The sequence below is a fragment of the Aeromonas sp. 600948 genome, from assembly GCF_049174875.1.
In the GTDB taxonomy this organism is placed as follows: domain Bacteria; phylum Pseudomonadota; class Gammaproteobacteria; order Enterobacterales; family Aeromonadaceae; genus Aeromonas; species Aeromonas veronii_A.
Genome location: NZ_JAAKTY010000017.1, coordinates 56588 through 71718, shown reverse-complemented (window position 1 = coordinate 71718; position 15131 = coordinate 56588). Strand labels below are relative to the sequence as shown.

The 15131-nt window shown below is 57.5% G+C and carries 13 protein-coding genes and 2 tRNA genes; 1 reads left to right on the top strand and 14 read right to left on the bottom strand.

The features are described from left to right. Positions 1–41 precede the first annotated feature (41 nt). Complete coding sequence (locus G5182_RS14680) at positions 42–650, bottom strand: LysE family translocator (RefSeq protein ID WP_203119562.1); 609 nt, start codon at positions 648–650, stop codon at positions 42–44. Positions 651–777: 127 nt separating this feature from the next. Further along, a complete protein-coding gene (locus G5182_RS14675) occupies positions 778–1719 on the bottom strand; it encodes a LysR family transcriptional regulator (protein WP_421231517.1) in 942 nt (313 codons plus the stop codon). A gap of 226 nt (positions 1720–1945) precedes the next feature. Here G5182_RS14675 and G5182_RS14670 point away from each other — a divergent pair, with 226 nt between their 5' ends. Continuing rightward, on the top strand, positions 1946–3034 hold the full coding sequence (locus G5182_RS14670; protein WP_184234440.1) for a ketoacyl-ACP synthase III: 1089 nt from the start codon (positions 1946–1948) through the stop codon (positions 3032–3034). 236 nt (positions 3035–3270) lie between these two features. On the opposite strand, the gene pnp is transcribed toward G5182_RS14670, so the two are convergent. The 12 genes from pnp to glmM all read right to left on the bottom strand — a co-directional run bounded on the left by pnp (position 3271) and on the right by glmM (position 15130). After that, positions 3271–5412, bottom strand: coding sequence for a polyribonucleotide nucleotidyltransferase (pnp, locus tag G5182_RS14665; RefSeq protein WP_216951943.1), 2142 nt, complete (start codon positions 5410–5412; stop codon positions 3271–3273). Positions 5413–5581: 169 nt separating this feature from the next. Beyond that, entirely contained in the window at positions 5582–5851 is a 270-nt protein-coding gene (gene rpsO / locus G5182_RS14660; protein ID WP_216979371.1) for a 30S ribosomal protein S15, read from the bottom strand. Between the two features lie 146 nt (positions 5852–5997). Next, positions 5998–6948 (bottom strand): tRNA pseudouridine(55) synthase TruB, encoded by a 951-nt coding sequence (gene truB, locus G5182_RS14655; protein WP_245094887.1) that lies wholly within the window; start codon positions 6946–6948, stop codon positions 5998–6000. Between the two features lies 1 nt (position 6949). After that, a complete protein-coding gene (gene rbfA, locus G5182_RS14650; protein WP_005338799.1) occupies positions 6950–7387 on the bottom strand; it encodes a 30S ribosome-binding factor RbfA in 438 nt (145 codons plus the stop codon). Positions 7388–7442: 55 nt separating this feature from the next. Continuing rightward, positions 7443–10148 (bottom strand): translation initiation factor IF-2, encoded by a 2706-nt coding sequence (gene infB / locus G5182_RS14645; RefSeq protein ID WP_216951946.1) that lies wholly within the window; start codon positions 10146–10148, stop codon positions 7443–7445. Positions 10149–10172: 24 nt separating this feature from the next. After that, complete coding sequence (gene nusA / locus G5182_RS14640) at positions 10173–11672, bottom strand: transcription termination factor NusA (protein ID WP_421254464.1); 1500 nt, start codon at positions 11670–11672, stop codon at positions 10173–10175. Positions 11673–11686: 14 nt separating this feature from the next. Then, positions 11687–12145: a ribosome maturation factor RimP gene (gene rimP / locus G5182_RS14635; protein WP_005338809.1), complete on the bottom strand. Its 459-nt coding sequence runs from the start codon at positions 12143–12145 to the stop codon at positions 11687–11689. A 166-nt stretch (positions 12146–12311) separates the two neighbouring features. After that, positions 12312–12388, bottom strand: a tRNA-Met gene (locus G5182_RS14630). A gap of 92 nt (positions 12389–12480) precedes the next feature. Further along, positions 12481–12565, bottom strand: a tRNA-Leu gene (locus G5182_RS14625). Between the two features lie 7 nt (positions 12566–12572). Continuing rightward, positions 12573–12899, bottom strand: coding sequence for a preprotein translocase subunit SecG (gene secG / locus G5182_RS14620; protein ID WP_005338811.1), 327 nt, complete (start codon positions 12897–12899; stop codon positions 12573–12575). After that, a complete protein-coding gene (gene tpiA, locus G5182_RS14615) occupies positions 12900–13664 on the bottom strand; it encodes a triose-phosphate isomerase (RefSeq protein WP_043822828.1) in 765 nt (254 codons plus the stop codon). A gap of 131 nt (positions 13665–13795) precedes the next feature. After that, on the bottom strand, positions 13796–15130 hold the full coding sequence (glmM, locus tag G5182_RS14610) for a phosphoglucosamine mutase (protein ID WP_139434790.1): 1335 nt from the start codon (positions 15128–15130) through the stop codon (positions 13796–13798). Position 15131: the final 1 nt, after the last annotated feature.

Sequence of the window (15131 nt, the reverse complement as noted above, 5' to 3'; positions counted from 1 at the left end):
GCGTGCCTTGATCCCGCTTAAGGTATCTGCGAAATACAGGATTACATGACCACCTTGAGTGCCAGCCCGAGCAGCACCAGCCCGCTCACCTTGTCGATGACAAAGGATTTGGCTTTAAGCCACGCCAGCACCGGCCCGCGGGAGAGCACCAGCGCCACCAGCACGTACCAGACTGCATCGATCCCGCCAGCGGTAAGCATCATGATGCCCCCTTCGCTCCAACCGGTATCGGCCCGCACAAACTGGCTGAACAGGGCGATGAAGAAGACCGCCAGCTGGGGGTTGAGGAAGGCCACCATAAAACCTTCAAAGGCCCCTTGCCGACCACGCAGCTGGTGCACCTCTTCACTCGCTTCACCACTGGCTGGTTTTGCCAGCAGGGCTTTCACCCCAAGCCAGGCAAGAAACGCTGCACCGCCGTAGCGGATAAGATCAAACAAGATCGGGGTCTGGGTGATCAAAATGGAGAGGCCCAGTGCGGTAACCAGCGCATAGATACCAACCCCGAAGCCGTGGCCGAGCGCGGTGGCGACGCCATGCCCCTGCCCACCCTGCACAGTGTTGCGGATGATCAGCGCCAGACTCGGCCCCGGGCTGATGGCGCCCATCACGCAGATTGCGGCCAGTGCCAGCCAACTCGTCAGTTCCATGCTTTTCCTCTTTATATGCTCGATAGGATGCCTGCATTCAGGGTACGGGCTGAGCCGTTATGCCAGTAGTGAAAGTTATGAATAGAACCCATAACCCATGGCTATAACGCAACACAACTGACCGAGGCTAACCGCCGAGATCAAGCAGCTTGCGACTCTCGCCGACGGTGCGTTGCAGGTGATCCCGCAGGAAGGGGTAAGCCAGCTCGCGAAACCAGCGGTGGGCCGGATCCTGATGGTGGCGCTGATGCCACAGCAGATGATACTGCTGATCGCGGGTCGCAAAGGGCAAGTCGACAAAGGTGAGCTCATGACCGCAGGAGAGCTGCCAGGCGATATGGGCCGGGGTGGTCATCAGGCAATCGGTGCGCAGCAACACCTCCACTGCCGCCTGAAAGAAGGGGACTCGGGCAAACCAGCGCCGACTCAGTCCCTGCGGCGCCAATACCTGCTCCACCGGACTGTCCTTGTCCCCTCCCCCGCTCACCTGCAGGTGAGGCCAGGCGAGATAGTCATCGAGACTCAGCGCCTTGCCCGCCAGCGGGTGATGACGTCCCATCAACACCGCCAGTCGATCTTCCCCCTGATGCAGACCGCGTATCTGCTCCGGTACCTGCTCGGTGATGGTAGAGACCAGATCGAGCTCGGACTGCCACAGCTGCGGCAGCTGACGTTTGTCCCACAGGCTGTACTCCAGCGCCGCCAACGGCGCCTCTTTGGCGAGCGCGGCGCAGATATCAGGCAGGATATGCTGAGCCACATAATCAGAAGAGGCGAGCCGAAATACCCGCTCGCAGCGGCTCGGGTCAAACCCGGGCGCCTCGTAGAGCCGCTCCAGCGCACCGAGAGAATCCGCCAGCTGGGCAGCCAACTGTTCGGCCCGTGGCGTCAGCAGCCAGCGTTGCCCCTCTCGCACCAGCAACTCGTCATCAAACTCGCTGCGCAACTGGGCAAGCTGCTTGCTGATGGAGGGCTGACTCAGGTGCAGACGCTCGGCGGCGCGGCTGATATTGCGGGTCTCCAGCAGCACCTTGAGGGTCGGCAACAAGTTGAGATTGGCTCTGAGCAAGGAGATACCCTCATCGGTGGCGAAATGCCTATCTTAGGGCAGAGGAGTCCCGCGCTTTAAGCGAAATTTCCTGCCATGTTCAGCGCGTTGCAGCCCTTTGCGACTAGATGGCACAGCTGAGCACCCCGCACATAACCATGACCACAAGATGACAGTGGTTGTCTCGTACGGCATAATTGCACGATTTTCCGCCCGCGGGCGATCCACTTTGAGAAGCGGTAACAAGATGAAATACGCCAATATCACCGGCTGGGGCAAATGCCTGCCTCCCTCCGTGCTGACCAACGATGACCTCAGCACCATCATGGATACGTCAGATGAGTGGATCTATCCGCGCACCGGCATCAAGGCCCGCCGAATCTCCCATGTCAGCACCTCGGATCTCGCCACCCTGGCCGGTCGCCGCGCGCTGGCCTGCGCCGGTCTGGAAGCGAGCGATCTCGATGGCATCATCCTGGCCACCGCCACCCCGGACAACCTGCTGCCAAGTGCCGCCTCTGCCGTGCAGAAGAAACTGGGCGCCGTCAATGCAGCCGTGTTTGATCTCAACGCTGCTTGTACCGGTTTTGTCTACTCCCTCTCGGTCGCCACCTCGCTGGTGCAGACCGGCATGATGAAGAAGGTGCTGGTGATCGGTGCCGAGCGCCTCACCTACCTGCTGGACTGGGCGCGCCGCGATACCGCCGTGCTGTTTGGCGACGGTGCCGGTGCCGTGGTGATCGAGGCGAGCGAGCAGGAGTGTGGCCTGATCGCCAACAAGCTGGGCTGCGACAGCGAAGCGCGAGAGATCCTGCATGTACCGAACTTCGGTACCGATCGGGTGCGTTTTGCCGATATCGATGGGCTGTTCACCTTCAACTTCGAAGGGCCGGAGATCTTCAAACGCGCCGTGCGCGGCATGGGTGAAGCCACCAGCACTGTGCTGGCGCAAGCCGGTATTGCGCCGGAGCAGGTCGACCTGATCGTGCCGCACCAGGCCAATATCCGCATCATCGAGACCCTCGCCAAGCGGATGAATGCGCCGATGGAGAAGGTGATGGTCAACATCGAAAACTACGGCAACACCTCCGCCGCTACCGTGCCCATCGCCCTGTGCGAAGCGCTGGAGCAGGGCCGCGTAAAGCCGAACTCCTATCTGCTGACCGCCGCTTTCGGTGCCGGCCTGACCTGGGGGGCCGCCATCATCAAGTGGGGCGATCGTGTTACCCCTATCAACAAGTGCGAGGCCGAGTTGCCACCCTGCGACCAGAGCGCACTGGAACTGATTGCTCACGCCGTCGAAGGGTGCCAGAAGGCCCACGCCAACGAGGCTTGATCCTCATCAGGAGCCTGAATCCTCAGGCTCCTTTCTCCCACCCCCTTCGCGATACTTTTCTAACCTGATCTCTTGAGGCTCCGGCAATGCCCACCACATCCTGAGCAGAGAGCCAACTTCGGCGTGATGAGCCTGAGCGCATAAACGTGATGAGCCTGAGCGCATAAAAAAGTCCGGCGCCCCAAAGGGCGCCGGACTTTTTACTGCAACCGGAGAATCCGGTTCAGGAGGACAGATTACTCTGCGGCAGGCGCTTCGGCAGCAACCGGAGCATCAGCAGCCGGGGCTGCATCAGTCGGAGCGTTCGCTTCCTTGATGGAGAGACGTACGCGGCCCTGACGGTCCACTTCCAGTACCTTCACCTTGACCACGTCACCGATAGTCAGGTGGTCAGCCACGTTCTGAACGCGAGCATCGGTGATCTGGGAGATGTGTACCAGACCATCTTTGCCCGGCAGGATGTTGACGAATGCACCGAAATCGGCCAGACGGACAACTTTACCTTCATAGATGCGGTTCACTTCGATCTCGGCGGTGATGGCCTCAATGCGACGGATCGCTTCCATGGCAGCTTCGTTGGCCACAGCGGAGATACGTACAGTACCGTCATCATCCAGCTCGATGTTGGTGCCGGTCTCTTCGGTCAGCGCACGGATCACGGAACCACCCTTACCGATCACGTCCTTGATCTTCTCAGGATTGATCTTGATGGTGTGGATACGCGGTGCGAAATCGGAGATCTGGGCACGGGGAGCCTGGATTGCTTCATCCATCACTTTCAGGATGTGCAGACGAGCACCACGAGCTTGCTTCAGCGCAATCTCCATGATCTCTTTGGTGATGCCTTCGATCTTGATGTCCATCTGCAGCGCGGTCACACCTTCGGTGGTACCGGCTACCTTGAAGTCCATGTCGCCCAGGTGATCTTCGTCACCCAGAATGTCGGACAGCACGACGAAACCTTCTTCTTCCTTCACCAGACCCATGGCGATACCGGCGACGGAAGCCTTGATCGGCACACCGGCATCCATCAGCGCCAGAGAGGAACCACAGACAGACGCCATGGAGGAGGAGCCGTTGGATTCGGTGATTTCAGACACCACGCGCACCACGTACGGGAACTCAGCAGCACTCGGCATCACGGCAGCAACGCCGCGCTTGGCCAGACGGCCGTGACCGATTTCACGACGCTTCGGGCTACCCATCATGCCGGTCTCACCGACGCAGTATGGCGGGAAGTTGTAGTGCAGCATGAAGCGATCGGCACGGTTGCCGGTCAGCTCGTCGATGTTCTGGGCGTCACGCTCGGTACCCAGGGTCGCAACGACCATAGCCTGGGTTTCACCACGAGTGAACAGGGCAGAACCGTGAGCACGGGGCAATACGCCGGTAGCGACAGACAGGGCACGGATCATTTCCGGATCGCGACCATCGATACGCGGCTCACCACGCACTACGCGGCCACGAACGATGCGGCTTTCCAGGCTGTGGAACTCTTCGCCGATCTTCTTGGCATCTTCTTCCACACCGGAAGCGATAACTTGCTCAACCACACGACCCTTGATGGCTGCGATGGTTTCGTAACGGACAGCCTTCTCGGTGATGCGGTAGGCTTCACCCAGTTCGGCGCTCGCCAGCTCGGCAACCTTGGCTTTCAGCGCTTCGTTGACGGCAGGCGGAGTCCAGTCCCACGGCTTGGTGCCGACGGCAGCGGCAAACTCGTTGATCGCATTGATCACGGTCTGCATCTGCTCGTGACCGTATACCACGGCGCCCAGCATGACCTCTTCGGAAAGGATGGCAGCTTCGGACTCAACCATCAGCACGGCGTTGGCAGTACCGGCAACAACCAGATCCAGATCGCTCTGTGGCAGTTCGGTGGTGGTCGGGTTCAGCACATACTGACCGTTCATGTAACCCACGCGAGCAGCACCGATCGGGCCGCCAAACGGAATGCCGGAGATGGCCAGCGCAGCAGAGGCGCCGATCATGGCAACGATATCGGGGGAGACTGCCGGATTCACGGACATGACGGTGGCAACCACCTGAACCTCATTGAAGAAGCCTTCCGGGAACAGCGGACGAATTGGACGGTCGATCAGACGGGAGATGAGGGTCTCGCCTTCGCTCGGACGGCCTTCACGACGGAAGAACCCCCCCGGGATACGACCAGCAGCATAGGTACGCTCCTGGTAGTTGACGGTCAGCGGGAAGAAATCACGGCCGTGATCGGCCTCTTTCTTGCCTACGACGGTCACAAATACACAGGTATCGTCCATGCTGACCATAACGGCCGCAGTGGCTTGACGGGCCATCACACCGGTTTCCAGTGTGACGGTGTGTTGACCGTACTGGAATGACTTAACAATAGGATTCACGTGAATTTCCTTTTTACAATTTGGCTCTTTAAATTCGCGCACAAGTATACTTGATTCGATGCAAAAGGTAAGCGTCGACACAAATTCTGTGAGGATGGCAACAAGCCGCTAAAGAGCAATAAAAAAGGGGAACCCGGAGGTTCCCCTTTTCGCGAAATCTGATGGTCGATTAACGACGCAGACCCAGCTTGGCGATCAGAGCAGCATAACGCTCGGAATCTTTACGCTTCAGGTAGTCCAGCAGCTTACGACGCTGGGAAACCATGCGCAGCAGACCGCGACGACCGTGGTGGTCCTTGGAGTGCTCTTTGAAGTGACCTTGCAGATGGTTGATCTGGGCAGTCAGCAGGGCAACTTGCACTTCGGGGGAACCGGTGTCGTTGGCGCCACGAGCGTGCTCGGCAACGATTTGAGCTTTGATCTCAGCATTTAGAGACATGGTATTACTCCAGTAGAGTGTTTAAAGGTCCACAGCCAATCTCTAATTCAGCCGTGAAATGAGGGCGGTATGATAATCGTCCCTGCCCATTTTCGCAACGAGAAAGAAGCAAGAGAGGGAAAGAGCACGCCGATACCGCCTGAGGATCACTCCTCGTCGTGATAACGTACCAGTCGCTTGGGGGCGACGCGGCCATCATCATCAATCTCGCCAACCCCGATGAACTCGCGCTCCGGGCCGACCGTCATACGAACCTGACCGCTGTGCGGCGCACCCGCCACCTGCACGGCCTGGCCCTGATTCACATAGGCAGCCACAACAGCCAGCATGTTCACCTCGGGCAAGCTTGCCACGGCAGTATCCATCGGCAGCAACAGGGGATCCAGCTGCTCGCGCGGCGGGATGCTCTCGGCCTTGGCCTGCTCGAAAATACACTCGAGCTGCTCCAGAGTCAGCATCCGCTCGTACGGATAGCTGGCCACCTGGGTACGGCGCAACTGGGTCACGTGGGCGCCACAACCCAGCACTTCACCCAGATCATCCACCAGAGAGCGGATATAGGTGCCCTTGCTGCAGTGCACTTCAAGGCGCACTTCATCACCTTCGAAACTCAGCAGTTTGAGCTCGAATACGGTGATGGGACGGGCTTCACGCTCAATCTCGATACCTTCGCGGGCATATTCGTAGAGCGGACGGCCGTTGTGCTTGAGCGCAGAGTACATGGACGGCACCTGCATGATGGGGCCGCGGAACTGGTCCAGCGCCTCAATCAGGGTACCGACAGCCACGTTCACCGGACGGGTGGAGACCACCTCACCATCGGAGTCGCTGGTGTTGGTGCGCTCGCCCAGTTTGGCGGTCACCTCATAGCGCTTGTCCGCTTCCAGCAGATACTGGGAGAACTTGGTGGCCTCACCGAGGCAAATCGGCAGCATGCCGGTCGCCAGCGGATCCAGCGCCCCGGTATGACCAGCCTTGGCAGCGTTGTAAATCCGCTTGACCTTCTGCAACACATCGTTGGAGGTCAGGCCGGTCGGCTTGTCCAGCAGCAGAATGCCGTGCACATCACGGCCCTTGAAACGACGTCTTCGGGTCATCTCAGGCTTTATCCTCAGTCGTGTCATCCGGTGCGGATTCAGCTTCTTCGTCACGGCCGGATTCGGCCATGCGGCGCTTGTCTTCACGCACAGTGTTGGTCACCAGGTTGGAGAGACGCATCCCCTCGACCAGGGTCTGGTCGTAGTAGAAACGCAGCTCGGGCACCACGCGCAGACGCATGGCACTGCCCAGCAGACTACGGATATATCCGGCTGCTTCGGTCAGACCCTGCAAGCCTTCCTTGATGCGCTCGGCATCATTTTCCAGCTGCAAGAAGGTGACGTAAATTTTGGCATAGTTGAGGTCACGGGACACTTCCACATCGGAAACGGTCACCATGCCGATACGCGGGTCTTTCACCTCGCGCTGCAGGATCAGCGCGATTTCACGCTGGATCTGCTGTCCGACCCGACGGGTCCGGCTGAATTCTCTGGCCATATTCTATCCTGCGATAAAAGGGGGCCGCGGCCCCCTATTTTGTCTAACGCTCGGCTTACAGAGTCCGTTGGATTTCAACAGTCTCGTAAACTTCGATCTGGTCGCCTTCGCGCACGTCGTTGTAGTTCTTGACCGCGATACCACACTCGTAACCGTTGCGAACTTCGTTGACGTCATCCTTGAAGCGGCGCAGGGATTCCAGCTCGCCTTCATAGATAACCACGTTGTCACGCAGAACGCGGATACGGTTGGAACGCTTGACCACACCCTCGGTAACCATACAGCCAGCAACGGCGCCGAACTTCGGCGACTTGAAGACGCTACGCACTTCAGCAAGCCCGATGATCTCCTGACGATACTCTGGGGCCAGCTTGCCGCTCATGGCCTGCTTCACTTCGTCGATCAGGTCATAGATGACGGAGTAGTAACGCAGATCCAGGCTCTCGGATTCGATAACCTTGCGCGCAGACGCGTCGGCACGGACGTTGAAACCAACCAGGATGGCGCTGGAAGCGGCAGCCAGGGTCGCGTCGGTTTCGGTGATACCACCTACGCCGGAACCCACGATCTTCACCTTCACTTCGTCGGTGGAGAGTTTGACCAGCGCATCGCAGATCGCTTCCACAGAACCTTGTACGTCGGCCTTGATCACCACGTTCACTTCGGACACTTCGCCCTCGGTCATGTTAGCGAACATGTTTTCCAGCTTGGCCTTCTGCTGGCGAGCCAGCTTGACTTCGCGGAACTTGCCTTGACGGTAGAGCGCCACTTCACGGGCTTTCTTCTCGTCACGGACAACGGTGGCTTCGTCACCGGCAGAGGGAACGCCGGAGAGACCCAGGATTTCCACCGGCAGGGACGGACCCGCTTCCTTGATCTCGCGACCCAGTTCGTCACGCATGGCGCGAACACGGCCGTACTCGAGACCACACAGAACGATGTCGCCCTGACGCAGAGTACCTTCTTGTACCAGTACGGTAGCAACCGGACCACGACCTTTATCCAGGAAGGATTCGATCACGACGCCGTTGGCCATACCGTCAACCACCGCTTTCAGCTCCAGTACTTCAGCCTGGATCAGGATGGCTTCCAGCAGATCGTCGATACCCTGACCGGACTTGGCAGATACGTGCACGAACTGGCAGTCTCCACCCCAATCCTCGGACATGACGTTGTAACGAGCCAACTCGGTCTTGACGCGATCCGGATCCGCTTCCGGCTTGTCGATCTTGTTGACTGCCACAACCAGCGGCACACCGGCAGCCTTGGCGTGCTGGATAGCTTCGATGGTTTGCGGCATCACGCCGTCGTCAGCAGCAACGACCAGAACAACGATGTCGGTCGCCTTGGCACCGCGAGCACGCATGGAGGTAAACGCCGCGTGACCCGGAGTATCCAGGAAGGTGATCATGCCGCTATCGGTCTGAACGTGGTAAGCACCGATATGCTGGGTAATACCACCGGCCTCGCCAGCAGCAACCTTGGCTTTACGAATGTAGTCCAGCAGCGAGGTCTTGCCGTGGTCAACGTGACCCATGATGGTCACGACCGGTGCACGGGGCTTGGCTTCGGAGGTCTCGTCACGATCGGACAGTACCGCCTCTTCCAGCTCGTTCTCGCGACGCAGCACAACCTTGTGACCCATCTCCTCAGCGACCAGCTGAGCGGTCTCCTGGTCAATCACCTGGTTGATGGTGGCCATGGCACCCATCTTCATCATCGCCTTGATGACTTCAACGCCCTTGACGGCCATCTTGTTGGCCAGCTCGGCCACGGTGATGGTCTCGCCGATGACAACGTCGCGGTTCACCACGGCAGCCGGCTTGTTGAAGCCATGCTTCATGGCGTTCGGGGTAGCGACCTTGCCACGTTTGCCTTTACGGGCACGCGGATCACGGGAGTTGCGATCATTGCGATCATCATCGCGACGACCCGCCTTTTTCGGGGCCTTGACAGCGGCGGCGGCAGTACGGCGGCTGGTCTCTTCTTTGCGATCCAGCTCGTCTTCTGCAGCTTGCGCATGCTTGTTGGTAGTCAGGTGATAATCGCTGCTCTCTTTTGCACGAGCGGCTTCTTCTTCAGCCCAGCGGGCTGCGTTCTGTTCCGCCATGATGCGAGCCTCTTCGGCTTTCTTCGCGGCGAGTTCTTCAGCTTTTTTCAAAGCTGTCTGTTCCTGTTGGCGCTTCAGTTCTTCTGCTTCGCGCTTGGCCATCTTTTCTGCCTCTTGCTGAGCTGTGCTACTGGCTGCTTTGGCGGGCTGTTGAGCCTGTCGAGCCTTTTGTTGTGCCTCGATCCGCGCCTTTTCCTCAGCTTCACGACGAGCCTGCTCAGCCTCACGGCGAGCCTTCTCTTCAGCGTCGAGGCGAGCCTTCTCTTCGGCTTCACGACGAGCTTTTTCTTCTGCTTCCAAACGCGCTTTTTCCTCGGCTTCCGCCTGACGCTGTTCTTCTTCCAGCGCCGAGCGTCTTACATAGGTGCGAGATTTGCGAACTTCCACCTGCACTTCTTTGTTCTTGCCGCCGGTTCCCTGAACACTGATGGTGCTCTTGGTCTTGCGCTGCAAAGTCATGCGGGCAGGAGCGGCGACCTCGTCACCTCCATGCTGTTTCTTCAGGTGTGCCAGCAGAGTCTGCTTTTCAGACTCGCTGACCATGTCGTCGGCCTTGCTCTTGCTGATACCGGCATCGACAAACTGCTGGAGAAGACGATCAACCGGTGTGTCGATGTCAGTGGCAAGTTGTTTGACTGATACTTCTGCCATTCATTTTCCTCCGTTTGATCTTACTTAAGACTGCTCTTCTCCGAACCAACAGATATTGCGAGCAGCCATAATGAGCTCACCCGCCTTCTCGGCAGTCAGCCCTTCAATACCAGCAAGGTCATCAATACCTTGCTCAGCCAAATCTTCCAGGGTGCCCACGCCGCGGCCCGCCAGAGCGTATGCCAGTTCACGACTCAGACCGTTCAGATTGAGCAGCTCTTCGGACGGCTCGACGCCATCAAAGGACTCCTCTTTGGCCAGCGCCTGGGTAGTCAGGGCATCTTTGGCACGCTTGCGCAGCTCTTCGACCATGTCTTCATCCAGACCGTCAATAGCCAGCAACTCGTTGACCGGTACGAAGGCGATCTCTTCTAGGGTCGAGAAGCCCTCTTCCATCAGCAGCCCGGCGAAATCGTCGTCGATATCCAGGGTGCTGGTGAACAGGTTCATGATGCGGTCGTTTTCGGCCTGGTGCTTGGCACGCATGTCCTCAACGGTCATCACATTCAGCTCCCAACCGGTCAGCTGGGAGGCCAGACGCACGTTCTGACCATTGCGACCGATGGCCTGAGCCAGGTTGGCAGCTTCCACGGCGATATCCATGGTGTGGTTGTCTTCATCAACGATGATGGAGGCCACATCGGCAGGCGCCATGGCATTGATCACGTACTGGGCCGGGTTGTCATCGTACAGCACGATGTCGGCGCGCTCACCGCTCAGCTCTGCGGAGACAGCTTGCACACGGGCACCACGCATACCGATACAGGCACCGATCGGGTCGATACGACGATCGTTGGTCTTCACCGCGATCTTGGCGCGGGAACCTGGATCACGGGCAGCGCCCATGATTTCGATCATCTCTTCACCGATCTCCGGTACTTCGATACGGAACAGCTCTTTCAGGAAGTCCGGGCTGGAACGGCTGACAAACAGTTGGGAACCGCGGGCTTCCGGACGCACTGCATAGAGCAGGCCACGGACACGGTCGCCCGGGCGGAAGGTTTCACGCGGCAGCATGTCATCACGGAAGATCACGGCTTCAGCATTGCTGCCCAGATCCAGGATGATGTTGTCGCGGTTGCTCTTCTTGACCACACCACTGATGATGGTGCCTTCTTTATCTTTAAACTGATCAACTACTTGTGAACGCTCGGCTTCGCGCACTTTCTGCACGATAACCTGCTTGGCGGTCTGGGTAGTGATACGGTCGAAGGTCACAGAGTCGATCTGGTCTTCAACATACTCACCGATCTGGATTTCCGGCTGATCAATTTGTGCCGCTTCCAGGGTGATTTCAGCATAGGGGTTCTCCATCGCGGCTTGATCCGCAATGACTACCCAGCGGCGATAAGTGTCGTAGTCACCGGTCTTGCGATCGATTTCGACCCGAACTTCAATCTCGCCTTCATATTTCTTCTTGGTCGCAGTCGCCAGCGCGGTTTCCAGAGCCTGGAAGATCTTCTCGCGGGGTACCGCTTTCTCGTTGGATACTGCGTCAACGACCAGCAAAATCTCTTTATTCATATCCGATAGCCTCGTTAACCAAAGTTCGGCACTATGTTCGCTTTTTGGATATTGGTGAAAGCCAACACGTCGTCCTTACCATCTACTGTCAGGGTGATCATGTCGCCTTGCACAGCTTTGATTACGCCTTTGAACTTGCGGCGGTTGTTTGTTGCCATCCGAAGCGTTACCGCCGCCTCTTGGCCAACGTATTTTTCGAAATGGGCAACCTTGAACAGGGGACGATCCAGGCCTGGGGAGGATACCTCGAGGTAGTACTCCTCGGTGATGGGATCTTCGACGTCCATGATGGCGCCAACCTGATGGCTGACCTCAGCACAGTTCTCGACAGTCACACCCTGCTCGCCGTCGATATAGACACGCAAGGTGGAGTGTTTACCCGCGCGGATAAACTCAATACCCCAAAGTTCAAAACCCAAGGCAACGACCGGAGCCTCGAGCAGATCGGTCAAACGTTGTTCCAACGTAGCCAAAGTCACCCTCCGAAAAACAAAAAAAGGGCATAAAGCCCAGATAGATATCGATTCAGAGTAAATTGCACATAACAAAAAGCCCCGATGTCAAATCGGGGCTTGGCGCTTTACCCTGATTGTCGCCTCGCAGCGACCGCCTTCCTGAGCGTAGGAAATGCGTGAAATTTGGTTGCGGGGGCCGGATTTGAACCGACGACCTTCGGGTTATGAGCCCGACGAGCTACCATGCTGCTCCACCCCGCGTCCGAAATCGTGCGAGATTATAGCCACTTCACTCTCTCGATACAAGACTGACTGGCTATAATAAACTCGGTTTCCCGAGCTCACTGCTTAATTGGTGCCGTGGGCGGGACTCGAACCCGCACACCCTAGAGCACTACCCCCTCAAGATAGCGTGTCTACCAATTCCACCACCACGGCAAAACTCTTACTCGGGAACGTCAGTATCTTTCTTCACTGGCGCTTTGGTCTGCTCAACCTGTTGGGTTTGTTGCAGATTCTCCCACTCACTACCCTGCTTGACCTTGTTGCTGGACATAGATCCGAGCACCAGGCTGATAACGAAAAACAGAGTAGCCAAGATTGCTGTTGTTCGGGTCAGGAAACTGCCTGAACCACCGGAGCCGAATACTGTGTTCGATGCCCCTGCGCCGAAGGAGGCGCCCATATCAGCCCCTTTACCTTGCTGAATCATCACCAGACCAATCAGAGCCAGTGAAACCAGCAGATAAACGACTAAAAGAATCTCGTACATTTAACTTGCACCCTTTGCCGCTTCAACAATTCCTAAAAACGCATCGCTATCGAGGCTTGCTCCGCCAATCAGTCCGCCATCAATGTCGGGCTGTGCAAACAAATCTCTCGCGTTGCTCGGCGTTACGCTCCCACCATAGATGATTCTAACTTTCTCACCTATTACCGGAGTATCCTCCGCCAAGCGACCACGTATAAAGGAATGAACCTCTTGTGCCTGCTCGGGTGTGGCGCATTTACCTGTACCTACAGCCCAAATCGGCTCGTAGGCGATGATAGCATTATCGAAAGCCATCGCGCCATTTTTCTCTATGACGATATCCAGCTCTTCAGCGATCACCTCGAAGGCTCTTCTCGCCTGCCTAGCCGCACCTGATTCACCTAAACAGAGGATGGGAATCAAGCCTGCCGCTCTGGCTGCCGCAAATTTCTCTGCGACGATAAAACTGGTCTCACCAAAGAGACGCCTGCGCTCGGAGTGCCCTACCAATACGTAACGACACCCTGCCTCAACCAGCATCTGACACGAGATTTCTCCAGTGTAAGCGCCAGTAGCGTGCTGACTCACATTCTGAGCCCCCAGCTTTATTACTTTCTGCTCGTTGAGCAGTGAAGCGCTAAAGTCGAGATGCACATGGGAAGGACAGAGAACCACATCTACTTTTCCGTCAACGCCGTTTAGGCATTGACTCGTAAACTGCTCTAACTGCGACCTACTACCGTGCAACTTCCAGTTGGCTGCTACAAACGGCTTGCGATGTCCCATCGGCAACTCCCTTGCGAAAGCGGGGCTGATAATATCCAGAGGATGCTCAGCTGACAAGTGCTATTTTTAAATTTTTGAATCGTTTGAACAAGATACAACCAGGGCGGCTAAAAAGCCGCCCTGGTTGTTCATTAAAACGCCGATTCAACCTGCTTGGCGATGCGCTGAGCCATGTCACGCACCTGCTGTTCATGCTCCCCTTCGACCATGACCCGGATCAGCGGTTCGGTACCTGATTTACGCAATAGTACGCGACCACGACCAGCCAGCTCCTGTTCCACCTTGGCAACCTCAGCCATGACAGCATCAGCGGCCAGCGGATCCTTGCCTTCGGCAAAACGAACATTCACCAGTACCTGCGGGAACTTGTTCATGCCGGAGCGCAGCTTGGCAAGCGGCATCTCGGCACTGCGCATGGCAGTGAGCACCTGCAAAGCGGCTACGATGCCATCACCCGTAGTGGTTTGATCAAGACAGATAATGTGGCCGGAGTTCTCGCCACCGATGCGCCAGCCCTTCTCTTCCATCATCTCCAGCACATAGCGGTCACCCACCTTGGCACGGGCAAACGGAATGCCCAGGGTTTGCAGCGCCAGCTCCAGACCCATGTTGGCCATCAGAGTGCCGACGACACCGCCTTTGAGGCGACCATTGCGCAGAGCATCGCGCGCGATGATATAGAGCACTTCATCACCGTCGATGAGATAGCCGGTATGGTCGACCATGATCAGACGGTCACCATCGCCATCAAAGGCAACCCCCAGATCGGCCTTGCACTCCAGCACCTTGGCAACCAGTGCGTCAGGCGCAGTCGAGCCGACACCATCGTTGATGTTGAGACCATCCGGGGCACAGCCCATTGTGATCACTTCAGCACCCAGCTCGCGGAAAACCGACGGCGCAATGTGGTAAGTAGCGCCGTGGCCACAGTCGACCACCATTTTCACCCCATCCAGATTCATGTGGGAGGGGAAGGTGCTCTTGCAAAATTCGATATAGCGACCGGCAGCATCATCAATGCGCACCGCTTTGCCAAGTTCGGCAGACTCGACACACTTGAGCTCGTGATCCAGCTCGGCTTCGATAGCCAGCTCGACATCATCGGGCAGCTTGGTGCCATCGGCGGAGAAGAACTTGATGCCGTTGTCGTAGAAGGGGTTGTGGGAAGCGCTGATGACGATGCCGGCCTCGGCACGGAAAGTGCGAGTCAGGTAGGCAACCGCCGGCGTGGGCATGGGCCCCATCAGAATGGCTTTAAGGCCTGCCGCGGAGAGCCCCGCTTCCAGCGCGGATTCCAGCATGTAACCGGAGATGCGGGTATCTTTGCCAATCAGCACCTTTTTGGTGCCCTTCTTGGAGAGCACTTTGCCGGCAGCCCAACCCAATTTCATTACAAAATCAGGGGTGATCGGGTATTCGCCAACCTTGCCGCGCACACCATCGGTACCGAAATACTTTCTTGCCATT